Raw genomic sequence first — 25580 nt, 5'->3', positions numbered from 1 at the left:
CTTTCATCAGGTGATCTATCCTTCCTTCCTTCCTGTAAACCAGAAATCAGGGATAGAATTATTAAACACTCACTCTTTGCAGTACCCTTGTTGATGCTAATGGCGTTGTTGATCGCCTGCCAGACCGAAGCACTGACAAGACATTATATTATCGAGCTTGGACAAGATGCAGGTTCTCCGAAACAGAACTCTATCATAGAACGTGAGCCGCCTGCGTTGTCACGCAAGCCATCAGATATTGCCGACACAAACGCCTATGCAGGACCCGCTTTAGCACCTCATGAAAAACGACACAGATCTGACAGTTATGGGTTACAAATGACCTTTGTTGAGTCGATTCCATGGCAGTTGCTTTACACCGCTCACCTGCAGGTTGTTTACGAACTGATCCTGCCCTCCAGCCTCACCGCTCGTGGTGCAAGCTTTTATCCACAGCTACCTCTGGAAGCAATTCTTCTTGTCGGCTGGCTTTTAAAAAGCTATCTGAACACTAATTCAAAGTGGTTTGATTGGGCTCAACAGCAGGCGAGCCGGGATTACCCGTTTACGGCCATTACCGGGACGACTGGCTCCGGACACGGACAGACACAATACTCGCCATCAGCATCATCCACTCAGCAAGTATCGGCAGCCACCCCCCCCCTTGCTGGCTATGTTACTGAGGTCTCTTATTCTGACTTTGGTGATGGTAACGGTGAGCCTGAACAACACCCGCACACTTTAGGTTTAAATTGTTTCCTCCATCCCTGTAATGGCGTTTGTCAATTCAGACCATCATCCAATATCAGAGAGCCTGCAGTTTGGTCGCAGTATTGCGAAGAGCGTTCGACAGACCAGACAGATGATGTTCCTGACATTCCGGTCCTATTGAATTCTGATGTCGTATTTGGACCTCAGGCCCATGAGTTTGATTGCAACCCTATCGATGGGGGCGCTTCAGGTTCGATGAGCACAGGTACAACCTTTACAGCTGGCGATAGCGGGTTATTCAATGATGATTTAACAATGCCAGGAGACTGGTTTTACACTGCTAATGATTTGGCAGCTAATAATGAGTTGCCCGGTCGAGAGAGTCTTCTCGTAGATGAACCGATTTTCTTTACTCCTGCCGATTCAGAAAGACAACAAATAATCACCGAGCCATCCCGATCAGGTCAGGGCCAACCACCCCTTTTCCGGGCAGACACAGTAGAAGCCACAGACCATACAGGACAAAAAAAACCTAACCTGGCAGTGCTCGCGGAAGGTCACCAGCCGCAGACATTGAGAACAGTTTGCAAGAATGCCAAAGGACTGTCGAATCTTAGAAGCAGAGTTCACATCGGGCAACGAATCTGTGAGGTGATCGTGATCGGGGAAGATGGTCAGCAGCGACCATGCGGGAAAATCTGCAAGAATGCCCGAGTCATGTCTTCTCACAAAAGCGCAAGACACAGCGGACAAAAAACCTGCGACCTGACAGTGGTTGGAGAGGATGGCCAGCAGCGGTCATGCGGCAAGGTCTTCAAGAATCTTTACGCTCTTTATCTTCACAAAAACAATTTCCACATCCGACACAGAACTTGTTTGGTGGCTGTGGTCAGGGAGGATGGTCAGCGACGGATATGCGGGGTGACCTGCATGACTGCTCGCGAACTGAGGGATCACAAACAAAAAGAGCACAGCGGGCAACAAGCCTGTGACCTGACAATAGCCGGTCTGAATCAGCAGTGCCCATGCAAGGTAGTTTGCAAGAACGCTAAAGCCTTGACCGGGCACAAAAGAATGCATCGAAAGCGCAAGCCTGAAGATCTCGACCAGGACAAGGACAATCGTTCTCGGGAGATAAAGTGAATAACTAATAATCAGGTCCGCAATCAAACCTTTTAGGGGGTCTTGATCTATCCTTCCTCTCTGTAAAAGAGAATGCAAGGACAGAATTATTAAACACTCAATCTGTGCCGTAATGCTGTTGCTGCTATTCTCGTTGTCTGTCGTCTGTCAGGTCGAAGCGGTGACAGGTCGTTTTATTGTCGATCTTGGACAGGATACAGCTTCACTAAAACAGGGCTTTTCGATCAAACATGATCGGCCTGAATTGCCGGTCAACCCATCAGATATTGCTGTTACCAACGGCAATGCAGAATCTGATTCGCCGCCCGATGACAAACGACATAGATCTTACAGTTACAGTGTAAAAACCACCCTCATCGAATTGATTTCGTGGCAGTTGCTCTGTGCCACTGACTTGCTGGTCGCTTATGAATTGAAACTGACTGGCAAAGATGTCCCTCTTTATTCATGGCTACCTTTAGAAGCGGTCGTCGTTATCGGTTGGCTTATAAAAAGTTATTGGAACCCCGATTCATTGCTCTTAAACTCAATTGAACAACAAAAAATGCGTCCGGATTATCCACTCAGGGCCATCACCATGATGTTCGGCTCCGGACAAAACCCGGAAAAATACCCACCATCAGAATCATCCAGCCAGCCAGCGATTCGGGCAGCCGTCCATCATACAGGCTATCTCACCAACCTCCTGTATTCTGACTCTGGCGGCGGTAACGGTGGCCCTCGACAATATGCACATACTTTAGGTTTAAATTGTTTCGTCCACCAGTGTTATGGCGTTTGTAGATACCAACTGTCACCCGATAGCAGGGAGTTCGTTGAATCGCCGCTGAACTCGGTAGAACATTCGACAGGCAGCACAGGGCAACTCAGTGATGATGTGCCGATGCCGAGTTATTTTCCTGTCAACAGTAATGACTGGTTTATAGCCAGTGTTTTACTCAATCTGGGTGGTCATTGTCTTCAGGAAGAACGCCGGATTTCATCTACGCAAAGTTATTTCACACCTCCAATGGAAACTTCAGAAACACAACAAACAGCAAGAGGATCATCCCAATCAGGTCAATATCCACCCCGTATTTCCAGGGCACGCAGGTTAAAAACTGCAGATCGCAGTAGTCATCGGACTTGTGAAGTTATCCTGGTCGGAGAGGATGGCAGACAGAGGCGGTGCGATAAGGTCTGCAAGAATGCCAGCGCCCTGTCGAGTCACAAAAGCAGCTTTCACTCTGGCCAAAAGACCTGTAAAGAGATTCTGGTTGCAGAGGATGGTCAGCGACGGCCTTGCAGGAAGATTTGCAAGCATGCTCAAGCCCTGTCGGTTCACAAAAAAAGAGAGCACAGTGTTCAACAAATCTGTAAAGTGAAAGTGGTCGCAAAAGATCGCCAGCAACGGCCATGCGGGAAGGCTTGCAAGAATACTGCGGCCCTGTCGATTCATAAAAGCAATTATCACACCGGGCAAAAAACCTGTGACGTGCCCGTGTTTGCAAGGGATGGTCAGCAGAAGCCGTGTGGGAAAGTCTGCCAGCATGCTCAGGCCCTGTCGACGCACAAAAAAAAAGACCACGGTGTGCAAAAAAGCTGTGTCGTGACAGTGGCCGGTGAGGACGGTCAGCAACGGCCATGCGGGAAAGTCTGCAAGAATGCTCTTGCCTTGTCGCAACATAAAAGTAGCGTCCACAGCGAGCCAAAAACCTGCGACGTACCGATCGTCGGAGAGGATGGCCAGCAGTGGCGATGCGGAAGAGTCTTCAAGAATGCTCATACCCTTTCGGTACACAAAGGATTACATCGAAAACGCAAGCCTGTTGAAGTGCACCAGGATGATGGCCCCGAACCTCACGTAAGTAAATAACTAATGATCGGGTCTGGCAGCAGATCTTTCATATGGTTTTGCCCGGGGCAACCTTTGGCTTTTTTAATAGAAGGTTTTTAAAAGAAAAGCATACTTGTTTTCCTGATCTATCCTTCCTTTCTGTATGCCAGAACTCAAGGATAGAATTATTAAACACTCACTCTTTGCGTTATCGCTATTGCTGCTTCTGACGTTTTCTGTCATCTGTCAGGCCGAAGTGCAGACAAGACGTTTTGTTGTTGAGTTTAAACAGAATGCAAGCTTTCCAAAACAAAGCTTTTCTATAAAGTCTGATCTGCTCTCAAAGTCGGGCAACCCGTCAGACATTGCTGATACAAACGGCTGTACAGGGTCAGATTCACTGCCCGATGAAAAACGACACAAATTGAGCAGTTACGAGCTCAAAATGAATCTTATTGAGTCGATTTCATGGCAGTTACTTTACGCCACTCAACTACTGGTTGCTTACGAACTGATCCTGACCACCAATCACGCTCCTGTATGCTGCAAACGATATTCATGGCTGCCTGTAAAAGTGGTTGTCGCTGCCGGTTGGCTTGTAAAAAGCTATTGGAACCCTGAATCATCACTTTTTAACCCGATTGAACAGCATGAGGCGACATCCATGCTGACACAGGGGGATCTCCCGTTTGTAACCGTCACTGCGGCGTTTGGCTCCGGACATAACCAGCAACAATATTCGCCATCAGCATCATCCGGCCAGCAAAGTCCGGGAACAGTCACCTGCCCTGCAAGCTCATTCACCAGCTTCCTGTATTCCGAGTTTGATGACGGTGACAGAGACCCTCAACAACACCAGCATACTTTTGGTTTAAATTGTTTCGTACATCCCTGCCAGGGTTTTTGCAGACTCCGATCATTATCCGATAGCAGAAGGCCTGCTGAATGGTTGCTGAATGCCATTGAACCTTCGACAGGCCAGACCGGAGTAGCAAATACAGATTATAACGGGCCACTTAATGATGATCTGACAATGCCCCGACGTTGGCCTGCCACCGCTGATGACCTGATCATAATTAGTGGTTTACTTAATCTGGGGCGTCAAAGTCTTCACGAAAAAAACGGGATGCCCTCTACTCTGAACCATTTCAGACCTCGAATGGAAGCTCCGGAAACACTACAAACAAAAACAGAATCATCGCAACTGGTTCAGGGCCCACACCGTCTTTCCAAGGCAGTTAGAGTACAAACGAAAGACCAGAGCGAACAGGAAACCTCTGGTGTGACCATGGTCAGGGAAGATGGCCAGCCGCAGCTATGTGGTAAGGCCCGCAAGAATGCTCAAGCCCAGTCGCATCAAAAAACAAAAGACGACACTAGGCAACGAATTTGTGAGGTGAGTGTGATCGGCGAGGATAGCCAGTCGCGGCCATGCGGAATGGTCTGCAAGAATCGTCAAGCTCTCTCTTATCACAGAATAAGAGATCACTCTGGCAAACAAACTTGTAGCGCAGTGGTGGTTGGCGACGATGGCCAGCTGAGGAAATGCGGGACAGTCTGCAACAATCCTATAACCCTGTCGGAACACAGAAGAAGAAGCCACAGCGGGCAACAAACCTGTAAGCTTACCGTGATTGGCGAGGATGGTCAGCTGCGGCCATGCGGGATGGTCTGCAGGAATGTTCTGGCCCTGTCGGCTCATAAAAGCGGATACCACAGAGGCCAGTCAATCTGTAATCTGGCTGTGGTTGGGGAGGATGCTCAACCGCAGCCATGCGGGAAGATCTGCAAGAATGCTAAAGCTCTGTCGAATCATAAAAGCAACTTCCATGGCAGGCAACAAACTTGCAAAGTGGCTGTGATCGGGGAGGGTGGTCAACCGCGATCGTGCGGGAAGGTCTTCAAGAATGTTCAAGTACTGTCGCATCACAAAAAATCAAGTCACAGCGGACAGCAAGTTTGCAGCGCGACCCTGTTCACAGAGTGTGGCCAGCAACGGCCATGTGGGAGGGTCTTCAAGAATGGTAGAGCACTGTTGCATCACAATAGAATACATCGAAAACGCAAGCTTGTTGATGTGGGTCAGGACGGTGGTCCGGGTTCTTGATCTCATACCCGTCTTTTCATGTGGTGATCTATCCTTCCTTTCTGTCGAACAGAATGCAAGGATGGAATTATTAAACACACATTCTTTGCTGCATCGCTGTTGTTGCTGATGTCGCTATCTGACATCTGTCAGGCCGAAGCGTTGATACGAAGTTTTATTGTCGAGCTTGAACAGGATGCAAATTCTCTAAAGCAGAACTTTTCTGTGAAGCGTGACCGGCGTAAATTGTCGGGCATCCCATCAGGCATTGTCGTCGCCAGAGGCTATGATGCAGCACCCGATTTGCCTGATAATAAACGGCAAAGATTATATAGTTACAGGGTCAAAATACCCCTTGTTGAGTCGATTTCATGGCATTTGCTCCACGCTACTCATTTGCTGGTTCTTTACGAGCTCATCCAGACCACCAGAGACACATCTCAGGGTTTAACCCTATATTCATGGCTATCTATGGAAACTGCCGTCGCTGTTGGTTGGCTCTTAAAAAGTTATTGGAATCCTGATTCGACGTTGTTTAACTCGCTTGAACAACCGTCGACTTCTATGCTGCTAAAGGGGTCTTGCCCGTTTTCAGCCATCACTGCGATGTTTGGTTCTGAACATAACGCACCGCAACACACGCCATCAGAAACACCCGGCCAGCAAGCTCCACAAACCACCACCCAACCGACAGGCGCTCCAATCAGGCTGGTGAATTCTGATTCTGGCGGCGGTAACGGAGGTCATCAACAACACCTGCATACGTTGGGTTTAAATTGTTTCATCCATCCTTGTCATGGTGTTTGTCAATTCCAGCTCTTATCCAATAACACGGGACTTGCTGAATGGCCACTGAAATTCGGAGAAAGCTCATGCCCGCATCTGGCTTATGGGCACTGCATGGGTTGCATAGGTTATTTTGACTTTGAAAACGTTAAATATTTCCTGGGAAATGTGCCTCTCGAAACAATGAATGGTTTGCCTGACATTAAAACCCAATTCATTGCAGACCAACTATTTGAGCCCTGGGCCCATGGCATTGACGTTAACTCTATGGACGGAGTCACTTATAAAACTGAAACTGCCGGATTATTCAATCATGAAGATCCAGTGCTTGGGAATGCATTTTCGGCCGCTCATGACTCCGTGCTTTTTGATCGGTCCGTTGATCTGCAGATTCCTCATGAAGAAACAGGTTTTTCTATGCCGTTTACCCATCCGGAAACACTACAAACAACTGCTGCATCAAGCCAATTGGATCAGGGCCAACATCATCGTTACCGGACGGAGGCAATACAAGCGACAAACAACAGTAGTCAAACAATATGCTACGCGACTGTGGCAGGGGAAGATAGCCAGCAGCGTCTGCCTGGGAAGGCCTGCAAGAGTGCTCTGGTTCTATCAAATCACATAAGCAAATACCGCACTGGGGTACAGATCTGTAGTGAGACTGTCATCGGGACGGATGGTCAGCAACAGCCATGCGGAAAGATCATCAAGAATTATGAAACCCTGTCGGATCACATAAAAAGATTACACAGCGGGCCACAAACCTGTGACTTAGCCTTTTTCGGGGAGCACGGCTTGCAGAGGCCATGCAGGTCAGTCTGCAAGAATGCTCGCGCTATGTCAGTTCACAAAAGCAAATACCACTCCGGGCAAAGAACCTGTGCAGTGATAGTGGTCGGAAAGGATAGTCAGGTGCAGCCATGCGGAAAGGTCTGCAACAATGCTCAAGCTCTGATCTATCACAAAAAAATGCATCGAATGCGCAAGCCTGTTGATGTCGAGCAGGACGCTGATCCCCGTCCTTGATCTGGCACCCGTTCTTTCGCAAGGTTTTCTTGATCTATCCTTCTTCTCTGTAATTCAGGATGCAAGGATAGAATTATTAAACACTCACTCTCTGCAGCATGGCTGTTGCTGCTATTGTTGTTTTCTGGTGTCTGCCAGACCGAAGCCTTGACAAGATCTTTTATTGTCGAGCCTGAAGAGGATGCAGATTCAGCAAAACAGAACGTTTCGAAAAATCGCGATATGCATACATTGCCCGGCAACTGGTCTGGCATTGCCGCTACCAAAGCCTATGCAGAATCCGATTCTTTGCCTGATGACAAAAGACACAAATCTGATGGTTACCGAGTAAATACCAACATCATTGCATTGTTTTCATGGCAGTTGCTTCACGCCTCTGGACTTGCGGTTGCTTACGAAATGATTCTGACCACCAGAGACGCTCCCCTGAGCTACGATTCCCACTCATGGGTACGTTTAGGATGGGTTGTTGCAGTCGGTTGGCTTTTAAACCGCTATTGGTATCCAGACTTACCTCTGTCTAAACCGATTGAACAACAGGCGAGCCAGGAACTACCGTTTGCGACCATCACTGTGATGTTTGACTCCGGACATAACCCACCAAAATACCCGCTATCTAAATCATATGGGCAGCAAACTTCACAAGTCACCAACCAAGGTTCAGGCTCTCTGTACAGCTTTCTGAATTCTGGCTCTGGCGAAGGTAACCGGGGCCCTCATCGACGCCAGCATACTTTGAGCCTGAATTGTTTCCTCTATCCCTGTCATGGCGTTTGTCGATTCAGGCCCTCAAGCAATAGCGAAGCACCTGCTGACTGGCCACTGAACTTCTCAGAAGACTCATGCACCCATTTGACCAATGGACACTGCATAAGTTGCAAAGATCGATTTGAGCCTGTATGTCCTGCATACTCCCGAGAAGGCTCGCTTTTAAAAACATTGAATGATCTTTCCGGGACTCAAAGCCTTTTCGATTCTGGCCAGTTCTTTCAGCCACGGACAGATGATATTGGTGGCAGCTCTTTAGACGGGGTCGCCCTAGACGGGGTCGCCCTAGACGGGGTCGCCTCAGATGATTTTGACTTAGACGAGTTTGACTTAGACGGAGCCACCCTGAACATTATGAGTGCAGTGACCGCCAATAAAACTGATGCTAACGCGCCACTCAATGATGATGTACCAATGTTCGACACTTTTACTTTCACCACTGGTGATTTTGAGGGCATTAATGGGGCGCTCGATCTAAACAGTCCTCCCGAAGAAGGCGAGATTTCTTTTCCCCTTACCCAGACAAATACAGTACAAGTCCCGGCAGCACCTGATAATGTTATATTCACAGCCACACATTGTCAGCAGGCCCTGTTGGATCACAAAAAAAAAGCCCACTGCGGGCAAAAAATCTGTAATGAAATGTTGGTCGGAGTGAATGGCCAGCGACAGGTATGTGGAAAAGTTTACAAGAATTCCAAAGCCATGTTCAATCACAAAAGAAGAAGCCACAGTGAGCAACAAACCTGTGAAGTAAACGTGTTCGGGGAGAATGGTCAACTGCGGCCATGTGGAGTGGTCTGCAAGAATGTAAAAGCCCTGTCGGATCACAAAGGAAGAAACCACGGAAAGCATCAAGCCTGTGACGAAATCATGATTGGGGTGGATGGCCGGCCGCTGCCATGCGGGACGGTCTGCAAGAATCCTCGTGCCCTATCGGATCACAAAAGAAGAAAACACACCGGGCAACAAAGCTGTGACGAAACGGTGGTCACAGACGATGGCTTGCAGCGACCATGCGGGAAGGTCTCCAAGAATCTCCAAGCCCTGATGGAGCACAAAAGAAACAACCATAGCGGACAACAAACCTGTAACGTAAGTGTGATCCGGGAGGGTGGTCAGTGGGGACCATGCGGAAAAGTCTGTCAGAGTATTGTCGCTCTGAAAAGTCACAAAAGAAATGCCCACACAGGCCAACAAACCTGTGACAGAATGGTGATAACAAAGGATGGCCAACAGTATCCATGTGGTAGGGTCTGCAACGGTGCTTTGGCCCTGACGATTCACAAAAGCAACTACCATACCGGACAAAAGACCTGCGGCTTGCCCGTGCTCGGAAATGATGGTCAGTTGCAGCCATGCGGGAAAGTCTGCAGTAATGCCCGAAGCCTGTCTGAACATAAAAGAAAGGACCACACCGGGCAAAAAATCTGTGACGCAGTCATGGTTGGGAAAGATGGTCGGCAACGGCTATGCGGGCGAGTCTGTAAGAATACTCAAAATCTGTCACAACACAAAATCAGATCCCATACCAATGAAAAAAGCTGTGACGTGATCGTGGTCGGTGATTTTGGCCAGCAGCGGCCATGTGGGAAGGTCTGTATGAATACAGGCGTTCTTTATAATCACAAAAGAAGTCATCGAAAACGCAAGTCTGCTGCCCTGGACCAGGACAATGACCTCAGCCCTCAAGAAGGTAAATGAATAAGTAACAATCTGGTTGTATGGGGATCAGGTTTTTACGACACGCTTGTTTATAAGCTAATCTACCCTCCCTCCCTGTAAACGAGAAAGCAGGGATAGAATGATTAGACAATCACTCTTTGCTGCATCGCTGTCGCTGCTAGTGTCGTTTTCTTTTATCAGTCAGACCAAAGCGCTGACAAGATGTTTTATTGTCGAGTTTGAACAGGGTGCTGGTTCTCAAAAACAGAGCTTTTCGATAAAACCAGCCCGGCATTCATTTCCGGTCGACCCAACAGTTATTCCTGAAACTAACGACTATGCAGTATCTGGTTTACCGCCTGATGAAAAACGACAAAGAGCTGTCAGTTACGGATTAAAAATGCCTCTTATTGAGTCGATTTCATGGCAGTTGCTTTATGCCTATCAGCTGCTGGCTGTTTACCAACTGATCCTGACCACCAGAGACGCACCTCCGGGCCCAGCCCCCTATTCATGGCTATCTGTAGAAGCGGTTGTCGCTGTCGGCGTACTTTTAAAAAACTACTGGAAACGCGATTCACTTCTGTTTAATCCGATTAAACAACAGTCGGCATCTATGTTGATACAGAAGTATTTCCCATTTGCAACCTTCACTGCAATGTTTGGTTCTGGAGATGACTTATCACAATACCCGGCCCCGGAATCATCTGGCCAGCAGGCTTCACAAACCGGTATCCAACATAAAGGCAGTTTAACCAGTCCACTGGATTCTGGCTCTGGCGACGGTAACGGAGGTTCCCAACAACACCAACATACGTGGGGTTTAAATTGTTTCGTCTATCCCTGTCACGGTGTTTGTCAATTCCGACCATTGATCGAGAAAAGAGAGCCCGTTGATTGGCCGCTGAATTTCGAAGAAATCTTTTGCCCTCATTTGGCTAATGGACACTGTCTGGGTTGCATAGGTCGTTTTGATCCTGAAAACGCCTCTGATTCCCGGAAAGACTTTTTTTACAAAACAGTGAATGATCCTTCTGCCATTCAACGTAAGCGCCAAATAAACCAGCGTACTGGCTGCCGCCCCCAAGATTTCTTATTCTTTGCCTGTCTTAACATTCCAGGGGAGAAGCTGTTCCAGTTTCTCAACGGTATCGGCGTAAGGCAGCTCTTTTAAAATATGGTTCAGGTAATTGAAAGGCTCCAGACCATTCACCTTTGCGCTTTCAATCAGGCTGTATAAAAGGGCACTGGCTTGCGCCCCTTTTGGCGTGTCTGCAAACATCCAGTTCTTGCGGCCAATAGCGAAGGGGCGGATGGTGTTTTCCGCTGCGGCATTACTGATATCCAGGTGGCCGTTGTCACAGTAAACGACCAGTTTTGGCCATTGGTTCAATGCATAGCTCATGGCTTGGTGCGACAGGCTGCCCGGGTCTAGCCTGGTTATGTTTTTCTCCAGCCATACATGAAAGTCGTCCAGTAGTGGCTTACTCTTTTGCTGACGCAGGATGGCTTTTTCTGATGGAGGAAGATCTCCTATTTCTTTCTCAATGGCGTAAAGCTTACCGATTTTGCCTAAAGCGACATTCGCCTTGCTAACGCGGGTGTTTTTCACCTTTTTGCCCGGTTTGGCTTCGCCCTTCCTGGCATCCAGAAATTTCCTGCGAACGTGGTCGAAGCAACCCGCCTGGGTGATGCCTTCTTGTTTGCATACAGCGTCGTAACTGGCATACCCGTCAGTTTGCAGGTAACCGCTGAACCCTTCGAACAGACGCAGGGGAACCTCCTTGCCTCTTGAGGGATCGTATTCAAACACCACCGATGTTTGTCCGGGTGGCCCACCAAGGCTGACCCACATATATTTGTCAGAGTTGATGGACTTGCTGGTTTCCTTGATCACCTGAATTCGGGTTTCGTCAGCATGGATCACCGAACCGGTCTTTTGATGATCTCTCATCAAATTGATGAGTGGCCGCAGTTCTGTAGACAGCCGAATCAAAGAGTTGGCCATCGTCGTCCGGGTGACAGAGCCACCGTATCGCTTGAGGATATTCTCTTGCCTGTACAAAGGCAGTGCGTCGCAGTACTTGGAGACAATGATCCAGGCCAGTGTGCAAACAGAGAGTGAAGATTTGGGCAGTGGGTGTTTTGGCAGCTCTGCAACTTTAATGACCCGCTTCTCCTGTCCATGCTCATCGACTTCTGGAAAGACTGCTTTCTCTTGCAGAATTTCTTTCACCTGAACCTTGGTCGGAACGATATCAAGCTCTTCACGGACTTTGACAAAGAAGGTATCAATGGCTCCGGCTTTTTCTTCTTCACTGAGTTCAGAGCGTTCCTGCACTCTGGGCAGAGACTCTGAAAATGACTTGCGCCCTGTTTTCTTTTTGCGTGGTTTTGGAGGCTCTTGCTCTGGCTGACCTTCAGCTTCGTCTTGCTCTCCGGTGCAGCCTTCCAGCTCCACCTCGTTGAAAATGTCGACCTGGCTGTTGTTTTTTTCAGTGCTTCTTCCGTACAGGCGGGATCGGGAGAGCCTCAGGTACTCTTCCAGTTGCGCAATGCGTTTTTTTTGAGAATCGATGACCTCTGACTTCTTTTGAATAATGTCGTCTTTTTCAAGAAGGGCATTTTCTTTTTCAAGAAGGGCATTTTCTTTTTCAAGAATGACACTTTCCTGCGAATGGATCGCCTCAAACAAGGCGACCATTTCAGGGTTAGTCTCAGCCTGATGAAAGGGCAAATCCAGTGCGGATTTCGGCTGAAAAATCAGAGTGTCGGCGGTCGATTTCATGGTCGCTATTTTACCATAAAACCCTGAAAAACAGGACTAAAAACAGCTCTCATAATGCCTTTTTTTATGGGGTTGCATGGCATTGAGATTGTAGCCGTCCAGCAGCCAGTTTAATTGTTTCCCGGTTAATGTAACCAGCTCTTCGTCCGGTTTGGGCCAGTGGAATTTGTCCTCAGACAGGCTCTTGTAATAAAGCACAAAACCATTATCTTCCCAGAACAGGCACTTGATTTTATTACGCTGCCGGTTGGTAAACGCATATAAATAGCCGTCAAAGGGGTTGTGCCCCAGCTCTTGTTCAACCAACACAGCAAGCCCACGAAATGACTTGCGAAAGTCAATCGGCTCCCGGTAGAGAAACACCTTTGGTAATACCTCTGACGGTCGCATAACCGGGGTGTTCATAGCATATCCCTCACCAGTTGCTCACAAAGCGACAGGTTACTTTCATCAATACCGGACACTGTTACACCACTGGGTAGGGTGATGGAGAGTGGTGTTATCCGAGAAGGCGCACCAGGTTCTGGTTGGGGTGTTACCTGGACAAAGCCAGAGTTGTTCGGGGTCGGTTTTACGCTGGGGGTTGTGTCGAGTTTACGCTTCCAGTATCCGAATTTGGATACCCTTATACCATGCTGTTGGCACCACGCACTCTGAGTCAAACCTGAATCCCGCCACGACTGAACACGCTCTAGCCATTCACTGTCTGCGGGTAATTTCTTTGACATATTGGCCTCCTTATATCGGGAGGCTAATCATTTCAAATGGGGTTTTGATTCTGAAGGGCGTGGGTTTATTTGGCGTTTACCATTCAACTTTCATTCGATTCTGCCCTATTCTTTGATGACAACTCAGAAGACGGGACCACTCAGGAAGAGTTAATCCTGGACTTATTGAGTTCAGGAAGCGCCAATACAACCTATCCTGCCGGGCCTCTCAATGACGATGTCCAAATGCCCGGGGATTTGGACATCGCTAATGGTTTTGAGATCATTAATGGGTCAATCAATTTAAATGATCTGCTCGAAGAAAACGGTTTTTGCCTAACGCTTTCCCATTCAGAAACACCACAAAGAACCACTGAATCATCCCGATTGGATCAGAGCCAACCTTATCTATCCCGGGCAGAGGCAACACCAGCCACAGACAGCAGAGGGCAATTAATATGTGAATACTACACAGGGAAAAAAATCTGTGAACTGGCAGTATTGGGGCAGGATGGGCAGCAGCCATGCGGGAAGGTTTTTGACAATATCATGGCCCTGAGGAATCACAAAAAAAAGGACCACTCAGGGGAAAAAAATTGTGACCTGACATCACTCGGGCAGGATGGTCAGCAGCAACCATGCAGGGTGGTCTGCAAGAATGCTCAAGCCCTGTCATATCACAAAAACAAATGCCATAGCGGGCAACAAACCTGTGACATCAGTGTGGTTGGGCAGGGCGGCCAGCAGCAGCCATGTGGGAAGGTCTTCAAAAATATTCGATCCCTGGCGGATCACAAAAGCAAATACCACACAGGGCAAAAAATCTGTGAGCGAGCAGTAGTAGGGAAGGATGGACAGCAGCGGCCATGCGGGGAGGTCTGCAAAAATGCTCGAGCTTTTTTACTTCACAAAAGCAACTATCACTCAGAGCAAAAAACCTGTGTCGTGACCGTGGTAGGAGAAGATGGCCAGCAGCGGCCATGTGGGGAAGTCTTCAGAAATCTTCAATCCCTCTCGGGGCACAAAAGCAGACGCCACTCAAGGAAACAGAACTGTGACTTTGTCGTGGTCGGGCAGGATGGGCAGCAGCGACCATGCGGAAAGGTCTGCAAGAATATCAGAGCCTTGTCGGATCACAAAAGAAAATACCATACAGGAAAAAAAAACTGTGAATTGGCAGTGGTCGATCAGAATGGGCAGCAGCAACCATGCGAGACCGTCTGCAAGAATGCCATTGCCCTGTTGGGTCACAAAAAAAGATACCACAGCAAACAAAGAGTCTATCGAAAACGCAAGCCTGTTGATGTGGGTCAGGGTGATGAATCAGTCTCCAAGAAGTTAAAGTGAAGAAGTAGCGAACTGATCTAACCTCATTTCACGAGGTTTTGCCTGTACAATCTTTATTTTTAACAGCAGCTTTTTGACAAAAAACACACTTATTATCTTGATCTATTCTTCATCTCTGTATTCCAGAACGCAAGGATAGAATTATTAAACGCTTACTATCTGCGGCATCGCTGTTGCTGCTATTATCGTTGTCCGTTACTTGTCAGGCTGTAGCGTTGAACAGGCGTTTTGTTGTTCAATCTGGACAGGATGCAGTTTCTCCAAGCCAGAGCCTTTCTATGAAACCTAACCTGAATACATCGCCGGTCAACCCGCTATTCATAACCGACACGAAAGGGAATGCAGGATCAGATTCGTCCTCTGATAATAAACGACAAAAATCTTCCGGTTGCGGGTTCAAAAGGCCCCTTATTGAGTCGATTTCATGGCAGTTGCTTTATGCCTCTCACCTGCTGGTTGCTAACCAACTGACCCTGACCACCAGAGACGTTCCTTTGAGCTACGACCCTGATTTATGGTTGCCCGAAGATTGGTTTGTTGCAGTCGCCTGGCTTTTAGGCAGCTATTGGAACCCCGATTCTCCGCTGTTTAGCCTGATCAAACAACAGGGGGGGCAGAAACTACCCTTTGCGACCATCACTGCGGTGTTTGGCTCGGGACATAACCAGCAAATGTACCAGCCATCACAATCATCGGGCCAGCAAACGCCACAAGCCACCAGCCAAAGTTCAGGCGCTTTAATCAGCCCTCTGAATTCTGGCCCTGGTGGCGGTGACGAAGGCCCTCAACAGGACATGCATACTTTGGGTTTAAATTGTTTCGTCTATCCCTGTTATGGCATTTGTCGATTTCGATCATCATCCGAAAGCAGAGAACCCGCTGAATGGTTGCTGGAATCATTAGACGTCTCATGCCTCCATCTGGCTAATCGGCATTGCAATAGTTGCGTTAGTTATTCTGATTCTGAACAACTATCTGGTGTTATTGATAGTTTCTTTGCAGATGGGGTCGCCTCAGACGGGGTCGCTATAGACTCAATCGTCAATAAAACTAATGCTACCTGGCCACTCAGTGATGATGTAGCAATGCACAGGCATTTGTCTTTCATCGCTGGTGATTTTGTGGACATTAATGAGCCAATCGGTTTGCAGAATTCTTTCAAAGTAGACGAAGCTTTCTTTACGCTTTCCCATTCAGGAACACAACAAACAACCACTGAATCATCCCGGTTAGATCAGAGCCAATCCCATCTTTCCCAGACAGGCACGATACAGGCTTTAGTAGCAGCTGAGAACGTCATATTCGGAGCCAGACATTGCCAACAAACTCATTCAGAAGATAAAGCCGGGCAAATAACCTGTAAAGCGACAGTTTCTGAAGAGGGTGGACAGCAGCGACCATGCGGGAAGGTCTGCAATAATGCTAAATCTCTGTTATCTCATGAAAGAAGATACCACACCGGGAAACGAGTCTGTAAAGTGTCAGTGATCGGGAAATATGGCCAGCAGCAGCCGTGCTGGACGGTCTGCAAGAATGCTCAAGCCTTGTCGCAGCACAAAAGAACAGTCCACACCGGACAACAAATCTGTAACCTGGTCGTGATTGAGAAGGATGGCCAGCGGCGGCCATGCGGGAAGATCTGTAAGAATGCTCATACCCTGTCGAATCACAAATGCAGAGTTCACTCCGGGCAACAAACCTGTGTTTTGACCATAGTCGGGAAGGATGGCCAGCCGCGACAATGTGGGACGGTCAGCGATAACAATCAAGCCTTGGTGAATCACAAAAAGAAAGACCACAGCGTGCAACAAACCTGTGACGTATATGTGATGGGGGAGGATGGTCAGCAGCGACCATGCGGGACGGTCTGCAAGAATTATAAAGTCTTGGGGATCCATAAAAGCAAACGCCACAGCGGACAACAAATTTGTGACGTGATTCTGGTTGGTGAGGATGGCCAGCGGCGACCATGCGGAAAAATCTGCAAGAATAGCGGAACCCTCTGTGATCACAAAAGAAGGCATCACAAACGCAAGCCTGATGATGTGGGTCAGAACCTCCGTCCCTGATCTGAAAGCCTTTTCATGAGGTTCTGCCTGGTCTGGCTTCTGGTCTTTAAAAGAGGGTGTTTAACAGAGGCTCTCTGAAATAAAAGCACGCTTGTTTTCTTGAACTATTCTTCCTCTCTGTATATCAGGAAGCAAGGATAAAATTATTAAACACTCACTCAATGCGGTACTGCTATTGCTACTGTCGTTTTCTGTCGTCTGCCAGGCCGAATTGTTAACAAGACGTTTTATTGTTGAGCTTGAACAGAATGCAGGCTCTCTAAAACAGAGCTTCTCCATAAAGCCTGACCCGCATATGTTTACGGGTAGCTCGTCAGAAATTTCTGAAACAAACGACCGTGCAGGATCCTGTTTACTCCCTGATAAAAAACGACACAGACATGACAGTTACGGGATCAAAACAACCCTTGTTGATTCGATTTCATGGCCGTTACTTTACGCTACTCAACTGCTGGTTGTTAACGAACTGATTCTGACCACCAAAGATGCCCATTTAAGCTCCAATCTCTATTTATGGGTACCTGGAGAAGTGATTGTGGCTGTCAGTTGGCTTTTAAAAAGCTATTGGAACCCTGTTTTACCTTCGTTTAGCTCAATCGAACATTATGAGGTGACTCAGAACCTCACGTTTGCCACCATCACTGTGATGCCGGGTTCCGGGCATAACCCTCCAAAAGGCCAGTTACCTGAGTCGCTTGGTCAGCTACCCTCAGCAGCAAACACCAATTTTGCAGGCTCTTTCAGCAGCCCCCCGAATACTAATGACAATGGTGACGGTAACAGAGGCCCTCAACAGCATTTGCATACTTTGAATCTAAACTGTTTTGTCTTTCCCTGTCGTGGTGTTTGTCAATTGTGCAATTTTGATCAACCACCACAGACTCTTTCCGAAGAAATTCGAATTTCCACAATGCTTACCTCTTCAGAAAGACAAGAAAAAGCCACTGAATCATCTCAATTGGGTCAGAGCCAACCTCAACTTTCACAGTCAGGCGAAATAAAAGTCACAGATATCAGCGGACAAGAAAGCTGTCACCTGACAGTGGTCAGACATAATGGCCAGCAGCGGCTATGCAGGAAAGTTTTCAAGAGTGCTCAAGGCCTGTTGGATCACAAAAAAAAGTGTCACCTCGGGCCACAATCGTGTGCCACGATGGTGGTCGGTCGAGATGGTCAGCTAGAGCCATGCGGGGTCGCCTGCAGCAGTGAAAATACTCTGTGGCATCACAAAAGAAGAGACCACTCCGGGCAACAAATCTGTAACCTGACCGTGGTCGGGGAAGATGGCCAGCAGCGGCCATGCGGGATGGCCTGCAAGAATGAAAATGTTCTGTGGCGTCACAGAAGAAGAGACCACTCCGGACAATTAATCTGTAGTCTGAACCTGGTTGGTGAGGATGGTCAGCAGCGCCCATGTGGCAAGGTCTGCAACAATGCTATAGCCCTGTCATCGCACAAATCCAGATTCCATAGCGGGCAACGAATCTGTGATGTGTTACTCGTCGGGGAAGATGGCCAACAGTGGCCATGCGAGAAGGTCTGCAAGAACGCTCAAGACCTGTCGGTTCACAGAGCAAGAGACCACACCGGGCAACAAGTCTGTAAAGTGGTCGTGGTTGGAGAAGATGGCCAGCGGCGACCATGCAGCATTGCCTTCAGAAATGTTCTGGCTCTGTCATCTCACAAAAGCAAATTCCACAGAGGGCAACAAAACTGTGACCTGGTGGTTGCCGGGGAAGAAGGTCAGCAGCGGCCATGCGGGAGAGTCTTCAAGAATAAAAATGCCCTGTTAAGTCACAAAAGAAGAGACCACACCGGACAACAAACCTGTAACATGACAGTGGTCGGGGCAAATGGTCAGCCGCGCCCATGCGGCAAGGTCTGCAAAAATGTTTTAGCGCTATTATTTCACAAAAGCAAATACCACAGTGGACAACGATCCTGTGAACAGGATGTCGCCGGTGAGGATGGTCAACAGCGACCATGCGGGAAGGTTTGCGATAACGCTCAAGCCTTGGCGGATCACAAAAGAAAAGACCACAGCGGGCAACAAATTTGTAACCTTACCCAGGTCGGGGAAGATGGCCAGCAGCGCCCATGCGGTAGGGTCTGCAAAAATGCTTCAGCTCTATCAACTCACAAAGGCAGCTACCACAGCGGACAAAGAACCTGTGACTTGGTCATTATCGGTGAGCATGGCCAGCAGCGCCCATGCGAGAAAGTCTGCAAGAATAATCGAGACCTGAGGGATCACAAAATCATAGATCATACCGGGAAACAAGTCTGTGATGTGATGGTGACAGGGGAGGATGGCCAGCGACGGCCATGCGGGAAGGTCTATAAGAATACTAAATGCCTGACGCAGCATAAGAGAAAACACCAAAAACGCAAGCTCGCTGAGGTGGATCAGGGTAATGACTGAATCAGAGAGCAAGGACAGAATTATTAAACACTCAGTCTTTACGGCACTGCTCTTGCTAATGTCGTTGTCTGTTGCCTTTCAAACTAAAGCGTTCACACAAAGTTTTATTGTCGAGCTTGAACAGAATTCCAGACTTCCAAATAAGAACTTTTCTATAAAATCTGACCAGCATACCTTGCCGGGCAATCCGTCAGACATTGCCGATATAAGCGGCTATGCAGGATCAGATTTATTTTCTGATAAAAAACGACACAGGCTTGGCAGTTATCGGTTAAAAACGACCCTTATTGAGTCGATTTCATGGCGGTTGTTTTATGCCACACAGTTGCTGGTTGTTTATAAACTGATCCTGAGCAGCAAAGATTTCTCTTCAGGCACCAGCCTTTATTCACGGCAACCTTTGGATCGGGTCGTCGCTGTCGGTTGGTTTTTAAAAAACTATTGGAACCTTGATTCACCGCTATTTAAATCGATTGCACAACAGGAACTGAATCATTGCCATCCGTTTGCTATCATCACTGCGATGTTTGGTTCTGGAGAAAATTCCCCACAATACTCACCATCAAAATCATCAGGCCAGCGAGCCTCCCAAGCCACCCTCCAAAGTACAGGGTCTATAACCAGCCTTCTGAATTCTGGCTCTGGCGGTGATAACAGAGATCCTCAACAACATCGGCATAGTCTGGGTTTAAATTGTCTTGTCTATCCCTGTCACGGCGTTTGTCGATTCCGAACATTATTTGATAGCAGTGGATCTTCTGAATGGACGCTGGACTCCCTAAAGGGCTTATGCCCCCATTTGGTCAGTGGACATTGCTTTATTTGCTCATATGATTTTGCTCCTTTAAACACTGAAGATTGCCAACAAAACCCGCTTTTTGACACGTCGATCGGTCTTCCTCCGATTCAAAGCCGATTCGATCTTGATCCACTTTTACAGACACAGGGAAATAGTATTGATGGCAATACAGCCAATGGCTGCATCTTTTTAGGCGGGGTCGCCTCAGACGGGGTCGCCTTAGACGGGGTCGCCTTAGACGGGGTCGCCGAGACAACTGACTTTATCGGGTCAATGGGTGATGATTTGCCAATGTCCGGGAGTTTGCCTTGTACTGTCAATGATTTTGAAGTTATTAACGGGCCACTCGATCCAGTAAGTCTTTTAGAAGAAATGGGAATTTCCTCAACGCTAAATCATTCTGAAGCACAGCAAACAATCACTGGATCACCCAAGTTGGGTCAGAGACAGTCTCATCTTTCGCAAACCGGCGCAATACCGGCCAGAAACAAAAGCAAGCAAAAAACCTGTAAACTGACAATGTTGGATGAGTATGGCCAGCCGCAGCCATGTGGGAAGGTCTGCGATAATACTAAAGCCCTTTCAATTCACAAAAGACGATATCACACCGGGCAAAAAACCTGTGACTTAACCATGGTCGATAAAGGAGGTCAGAAGCGGCCATGTGGAAAAATCTGCAAGAATTCCATGAGCCTGGCGGTTCACAAAAGAATACACCACAGCGGACAACAAATCTGTGGTTATTCCGTGTCAGGGGAGGATGGCCAGCTGCGCTCATGCGGGATGGTCTGCAGGAATATAAAAGCCTTGTTGGAGCACAGAAGCCAATACCATAGTGAGCAAATAAACTGTGAGCTAACCGTGGTCGGTGAGGATGGCCAGCAGCGATCATGTGGGAAAGTCTGCAAGAATGCTAAAGCCTTTTCGGATCACAAAAGAAGAGAGCACAGTGGACAAAAAACCTGTGAACTGATCCTGGTCGGAGACGATGGTCAGCGGCGGCCATGCGGGATGGTCTGCAATAGTGCTCAAGCCTTTTCATCTCACAAAAGCCGATATCACACCGGGCAAAAAACCTGTGATGTAACAATAGTCGGTAACACTGGTCAGAAGCGGCCATGTGGGAAAGTCTGCAGGGGTACTGAAGCCCTGAGCGACCATATAAAAATAAACCATATCCTTGACCAAACCTGTGATGTAAAAGTGGCAGGGGAAGATGGCCTGCCTCGGCCATGCGGAAAGGTCTGCAAGAATGCCAAAACACTGTTAGATCACAAAAGAAACTCCCATACTGAACAGAAAACCTGTGCTGTAACCCTGGTCGGAGACGATGGCCAGCGGCGGCGATGTGGGTTTGTCTGCAGGAGTCAAACAGCCTTGAAGGGGCACAAACAAAGACACCACAGCGGGCAGAAAACCTGTAACCTGAGCGTGATGGGCAAGGATGGCCTGCAGCGGCCATGTGGGGAGGTTTGCAACAGTGCCAAAAGCCTGGCGGATCACAAAAGAAGAAACCACAGCGGGCAAAAAACCTGTGATGTGATCGAGTTCGGGGAGAATGGTCTGCAGCAGCGATGTGGGAAGCTCTGCAAAAATGCTATAGCCCTGACCAGGCACAAAAGAATGCACCGAAAACGTAAGCCTGCTGAGGTGGACAAGAACGATGACTTCAGTCATCAAAAAGGTATAGTGAATAAATAATGATCTGACTGCCGCCCTTTTATTGGGTTAGCGGTTATGCGACAGTCCATGGGCAAATAAATCAGATCAGCAGCGGGAAGTGTACAGGGATTGTACAAAAATCTGTCTTCTGTATCTGGGAATTCTGTTTGATTTTGTGCATGATTGCGGGCTGGCCAAAAGCCACTGGAGGCTGCTCATTTGCCTTAATTGGAGATGTCATCGTCATAGGCATTTCCCGATTAGATTGATCATACGGCACAGGATCAGGTTTGCCGTCATTGGGGGAGACACCGCATGTTTGAGGCTAAGGCCTTATTTGAGCCTGAATTCATCCAGCAGAGCCCAACCAGGCTCTGGAAGACTATCTCTCCACAATACAGTGTGGATGAGTCAGCCTTACTGGCACAGCTGGCCGATTTGGCCAGACCCAGTCCGCAGCAGCTGGCTGTGGTAACCCGACGAGCTACCGATCTGGTCGAGCAGGTTCGAGCCCGGGAAGATTCCATTCATATGATTGACTCTATGTTGTTGCAATACAGCCTGGATACCCGTGAAGGTATTCTGCTGATGTGTCTGGCAGAAGCCCTGATGAGAATTCCTGACTCTGAAACCGCCGATGCCCTGATTCGTGACAAACTCAGTGTCGCTGAGTGGGAAAGGCATCTCAAACAGAGCGATTCGCTATTGGTGAATGCCTCCACCTGGGGTCTGATGTTGACCGGTAAAGTGGTGACATTAGGCAAATCGGAAGACGGTCGCCCGGCTAGCGTGATTGGTCGACTGGTTAAAAAAATGGGTGAACCCTTGATTCGTCAGGCTGTGAACCAGGCGATGAAAATTATGGGTGAGCATTTTGTACTGGGTCGCACTATTGCAGAAGCACTCAGGAATGGTCGAAAGCCAAGAGAGAAAGGTTACACCTATTCTTTCGATATGCTGGGTGAAGCAGCACTGACCGAAAGCGATGCTCAGAAATATCTCGCTTCCTACCTGACTGCTGTCAGGTCCGTTGGTCAGGAGCAGAAGGGTGGCTACAAGGGCCCTCGTCCCAGCGTTTCGATCAAACTTTCTGCCCTGCATCCCCGTTATGAAGTGGCCAATGAAACCCGTGTCTTGAAAGAACTGTTCGACAGCGTGCTGGAACTGATTCGCACTGCCAGAAGCCTGAATGTGGGAATCACCATTGATGCCGAAGAGCAGGACCGCCTTGAGTTGTCTCTGAAACTGTTCGAGAAACTCTACCGTCATCCTGATTGTCAGGGATGGGGTGCTTTCGGACTGGTTGTACAGGCTTACGGTAAAAGAGCACTCCCCGTTCTTGCCTGGCTGGCAGCTCTGGCAAAAGAGCAGGGTGATGAAATTCCTGTGCGTCTGGTAAAAGGTGCCTACTGGGACAGTGAAATAAAACTGTGTCAGCAATCCGGCTATTCCGGCTACCCGGTATACACGCGCAAAGAAGCAACAGACGTTGCTTATCTGGTGTGTGCCCGTTTTCTGCTGAGTGATCCTGTTAAAGGGGCTATTTATCCTCAGTTTGCTACCCACAATGCTCATACTGTTGCCAGCATTCTGAGCATCGCAGAACATAAACATTATGAATTCCAGCGTCTGCACGGAATGGGTGATGCGCTCTATAACACGGTACTGGATCAGGAAAAACCGGACGTTCGCATTTATGCACCTGTGGGTAGTCACAAAGATTTGCTGCCCTATCTGGTGCGTCGACTTTTGGAAAATGGTGCTAACTCCTCTTTTGTTCATCGTCTGGTGGATGCCAGGACACCCGTAAAGGACCTGGTTCATCATCCTGTCACTGTGCTCGAGAAGCATAGTTCTCTGGCCAATGACAGAATTCCTTTACCGGTAGCTATTTTTGGAAAAGACAGAGTTAATTCCATAGGTGTCAATATCGATATTGAGTCACAGTGGCAGCCGTTTTCTGAATCTGTACAGAAGTTTATGGGCCAAACGTGGCACAAAGGTCCCGTGATTTCCGGCCAAAAGGTTGAAACTGAAAAAGTGGTTGATCTGCAGTGTCCTTACCAGCTCAGCGAGCTCGCAGGTCGTCTGCACTTCGCCGGAGAAAAGGAAGTGGACCAGGCTATTTCAGTGGCTCACAAAGCGTTTGACCGTTGGCACAAGATACCAGTAGAAACCCGTGCCCAGAGTCTGGAGAAGTTGGCCGACCTGCTGGAGGCCAACCTTGAAGAGCTGGTGGCACTCTGTCATAAAGAAGCGGGTAAAACGATTCACGACAGTATCGATGAAGTGCGTGAAGCGGTAGATTTCTGTCGTTATTATGCCAACCAGGCGCGTGAAAAATTCTCAGCACCTCAGGTTATGCCAGGACCTACCGGTGAATCCAATGAGCTTTACCTGACCGGTCGAGGCGTCTTTCTGTGCATCAGTCCCTGGAACTTCCCTCTGGCTATTTTCCTGGGTCAGGTGGTTGCCGCGCTGGCCTGTGGTAACACGGTTGTAGCCAAGCCCGCAGAGCAAACCACTCTGATTGCTGCACGAGCTGTTGAGATGATGCTGGAAGCCGGCGTGCCTGCCGATGTGATTCAACTGGTACCGGGTGAAGGTAAGGATATTGGTCATCAGTTGACCGCTGATCCTCGTATTGCCGGTGTTGCTTTCACAGGTTCAACCCAGACTGCAAGATTAATAAACCAGACTCTGGCTGCGCGAGAGGGCGCTATTATCCCTCTGATTGCCGAGACCGGTGGTCAGAATGCCATGATTGCAGACTCTACTGCTCTCCCTGAGCAGGTCGTTAATGACGTTGTTCAGTCTGCTTTCGCCAGTGCCGGGCAACGTTGTTCAGCGTTGCGAGTGCTCTATGTTCAGGAAGATATTGCTGATCGTATTGAAGACTTGCTGGTCGGTGCGATGGCAGAACTGAAGGTGGGTCACCCAGCCCTGCAGGAAACAGACCTTGGCCCTGTTATCAGTGAAATCGCCCTTAAAGGACTCCAGGCTCATATTGATCGCATGAAGCAGGAAGCTCGCCTGATTGCCGAAGTGGATTTGGGGGCTGAATGCAATGAAGGTTACTTTATTGCGCCGGTTGCCTTTGAGATTGAGAGCATCAGCCAACTGGAAAAAGAACACTTTGGCCCGATTCTTCACCTGATTCGCTACAAGGCTTCTGAGCTGGATAAAGTGATTCAGGAAATCAACGGCACAGGTTACGGTCTGACTCTGGGAGTGCATAGCCGCAACGAAGCGACCTCCTCCTACATTGAGCAAAGCCTTAAAGTGGGTAATGCCTACATAAACCGTAATCAGATCGGTGCGGTGGTCGGTGTTCAGCCATTTGGTGGACAGGGACTCTCCGGTACCGGTCCAAAAGCCGGTGGGCCTCACTACCTGTATCGCTTTGCTACTGAACGTACCCGCACCATCAATACGACGGCTGTCGGAGGTAACGCCACACTGTTGTCCCTTGGGGCTGGTCACTGATCGTCATTGCCTGCTCTTTAACTCTGGTTCCCATGCAGAGCGAGGGTGTCGCAAAACTCCAACAGCTCGTTCTCACGCTCTGAAGTCGTCATTCCCGCGAAGGCGGGAATCCAGCGCCAACGGTGGATCTCTGCCTTCTCGGGGATGACAAGGCCAGGGGGACACCGGGCAGTATGGTTCTGGTGGAGAGTCAGTGTGGATTCCCGCCTTCGCGGGAATGACGAGAATGAAGCCGGCAATGATGGGAGTCAACGCGTTCCCACGCCGGAGAGAGTTTTGCGACATCCTCTCAGAGCGTGGGAACGAGTTGACAGGAG

The 25580-nt window shown here is 48.6% G+C and carries 14 protein-coding genes; 11 read left to right on the top strand and 3 right to left on the bottom strand.

Annotated elements, in window-relative coordinates; genetic code table 11:
* Positions 1–99: 99 nt before the first annotated feature.
* The 6 genes from ACOMG9_RS20140 to ACOMG9_RS20115 all read left to right on the top strand — a co-directional run bounded on the left by ACOMG9_RS20140 (position 100) and on the right by ACOMG9_RS20115 (position 11157).
* The gene (locus ACOMG9_RS20140) at positions 100–1833 is read left to right on the top strand and encodes a hypothetical protein (protein ID WP_448218202.1); all 1734 of its coding nucleotides are present in this window, start codon (positions 100–102) and stop codon (positions 1831–1833) included.
* A gap of 112 nt (positions 1834–1945) precedes the next feature.
* On the top strand, positions 1946–3688 hold the full coding sequence (locus ACOMG9_RS20135) for a hypothetical protein (RefSeq protein ID WP_494529289.1): 1743 nt from the start codon (positions 1946–1948) through the stop codon (positions 3686–3688).
* 124 nt (positions 3689–3812) lie between these two features.
* Positions 3813–5756 (top strand): hypothetical protein, encoded by a 1944-nt coding sequence (locus ACOMG9_RS20130; protein WP_494529288.1) that lies wholly within the window; start codon positions 3813–3815, stop codon positions 5754–5756.
* Positions 5757–5864: 108 nt separating this feature from the next.
* A complete protein-coding gene (locus ACOMG9_RS20125) occupies positions 5865–7550 on the top strand; it encodes a hypothetical protein (RefSeq protein WP_494529287.1) in 1686 nt (561 codons plus the stop codon).
* 105 nt (positions 7551–7655) lie between these two features.
* Entirely contained in the window at positions 7656–10022 is a 2367-nt protein-coding gene (locus tag ACOMG9_RS20120) for a hypothetical protein (RefSeq protein WP_494529286.1), read from the top strand.
* A 100-nt stretch (positions 10023–10122) separates the two neighbouring features.
* Entirely contained in the window at positions 10123–11157 is a 1035-nt protein-coding gene (locus ACOMG9_RS20115; RefSeq protein ID WP_494529285.1) for a hypothetical protein, read from the top strand.
* On the opposite strand, the gene tnpC is transcribed toward ACOMG9_RS20115, so the two are convergent.
* From tnpC to tnpA, 3 genes are read right to left on the bottom strand one after another with little or no spacing between them, the layout of a single operon-like run.
* The gene (gene tnpC, locus ACOMG9_RS20110) at positions 11077–12771 is read right to left on the bottom strand and encodes an IS66 family transposase (protein WP_494529122.1); all 1695 of its coding nucleotides are present in this window, start codon (positions 12769–12771) and stop codon (positions 11077–11079) included. The two genes, ACOMG9_RS20115 and tnpC, sit on opposite strands and share 81 nt — an antisense overlap.
* A gap of 36 nt (positions 12772–12807) precedes the next feature.
* On the bottom strand, positions 12808–13176 hold the full coding sequence (tnpB, locus tag ACOMG9_RS20105; RefSeq protein WP_448215654.1) for an IS66 family insertion sequence element accessory protein TnpB: 369 nt from the start codon (positions 13174–13176) through the stop codon (positions 12808–12810).
* Positions 13173–13499, bottom strand: a complete 327-nt coding sequence (gene tnpA, locus ACOMG9_RS20100; RefSeq protein ID WP_448215653.1) for an IS66 family insertion sequence element accessory protein TnpA — start codon at positions 13497–13499, stop codon at positions 13173–13175. The genes tnpB and tnpA overlap by 4 nt, the downstream gene beginning before the upstream one ends.
* Before the next feature lie 69 nt (positions 13500–13568).
* On the opposite strand from tnpA, the gene ACOMG9_RS20095 reads away from it, so the two are divergent.
* The 5 genes from ACOMG9_RS20095 (at position 13569) to putA (ending at position 25263) form a co-directional block, all read left to right on the top strand.
* Complete coding sequence (locus ACOMG9_RS20095) at positions 13569–14825, top strand: hypothetical protein (protein ID WP_494529284.1); 1257 nt, start codon at positions 13569–13571, stop codon at positions 14823–14825.
* A gap of 278 nt (positions 14826–15103) precedes the next feature.
* Complete coding sequence (locus ACOMG9_RS20090; protein WP_448218195.1) at positions 15104–16894, top strand: hypothetical protein; 1791 nt, start codon at positions 15104–15106, stop codon at positions 16892–16894.
* A gap of 175 nt (positions 16895–17069) precedes the next feature.
* Positions 17070–19316 (top strand): hypothetical protein, encoded by a 2247-nt coding sequence (locus ACOMG9_RS20085; protein WP_448218194.1) that lies wholly within the window; start codon positions 17070–17072, stop codon positions 19314–19316.
* Positions 19309–21816, top strand: coding sequence for a hypothetical protein (locus tag ACOMG9_RS20080; protein ID WP_494529283.1), 2508 nt, complete (start codon positions 19309–19311; stop codon positions 21814–21816). Before ACOMG9_RS20085 ends, ACOMG9_RS20080 begins: the two co-directional genes overlap by 8 nt.
* A gap of 276 nt (positions 21817–22092) precedes the next feature.
* The gene (gene putA / locus ACOMG9_RS20075) at positions 22093–25263 is read left to right on the top strand and encodes a bifunctional proline dehydrogenase/L-glutamate gamma-semialdehyde dehydrogenase PutA (protein ID WP_448218192.1); all 3171 of its coding nucleotides are present in this window, start codon (positions 22093–22095) and stop codon (positions 25261–25263) included.
* The last annotated feature ends 317 nt before the right edge of the window (positions 25264–25580 follow it).

It is taken from the genome of Endozoicomonas sp. PH6C (assembly GCF_059322965.1).
Note: the sequence above shows the minus strand (reverse complement) of the source record. Positions and strands in the feature narration are given on the sequence as shown.

Excerpts from the sequence above, each read along its gene's own strand:
- tnpB (WP_448215654.1), bottom strand. The coding sequence starts at position 13,176 with ATGAACACCCCGGTTATGCGACCGTCAGAGGTATTACCAAAGGTGTTT.
- ACOMG9_RS20130 (WP_494529288.1), top strand. The coding sequence starts at position 3,813 with ATGCCAGAACTCAAGGATAGAATTATTAAACACTCACTCTTTGCGTTA.
- putA (WP_448218192.1), top strand. The coding sequence starts at position 22,093 with ATGTTTGAGGCTAAGGCCTTATTTGAGCCTGAATTCATCCAGCAGAGC.
- ACOMG9_RS20090 (WP_448218195.1), top strand. The coding sequence starts at position 15,104 with ATGAAACCTAACCTGAATACATCGCCGGTCAACCCGCTATTCATAACC.
- ACOMG9_RS20115 (WP_494529285.1), top strand. The coding sequence starts at position 10,123 with ATGATTAGACAATCACTCTTTGCTGCATCGCTGTCGCTGCTAGTGTCG.
- tnpC (WP_494529122.1), bottom strand. The coding sequence starts at position 12,771 with ATGAAATCGACCGCCGACACTCTGATTTTTCAGCCGAAATCCGCACTG.
- ACOMG9_RS20125 (WP_494529287.1), top strand. The coding sequence starts at position 5,865 with ATGTCGCTATCTGACATCTGTCAGGCCGAAGCGTTGATACGAAGTTTT.
- ACOMG9_RS20135 (WP_494529289.1), top strand. The coding sequence starts at position 1,946 with ATGCTGTTGCTGCTATTCTCGTTGTCTGTCGTCTGTCAGGTCGAAGCG.
- ACOMG9_RS20080 (WP_494529283.1), top strand. The coding sequence starts at position 19,309 with ATGACTGAATCAGAGAGCAAGGACAGAATTATTAAACACTCAGTCTTT.
- tnpA (WP_448215653.1), bottom strand. The coding sequence starts at position 13,499 with ATGTCAAAGAAATTACCCGCAGACAGTGAATGGCTAGAGCGTGTTCAG.
- ACOMG9_RS20140 (WP_448218202.1), top strand. The coding sequence starts at position 100 with ATGGCGTTGTTGATCGCCTGCCAGACCGAAGCACTGACAAGACATTAT.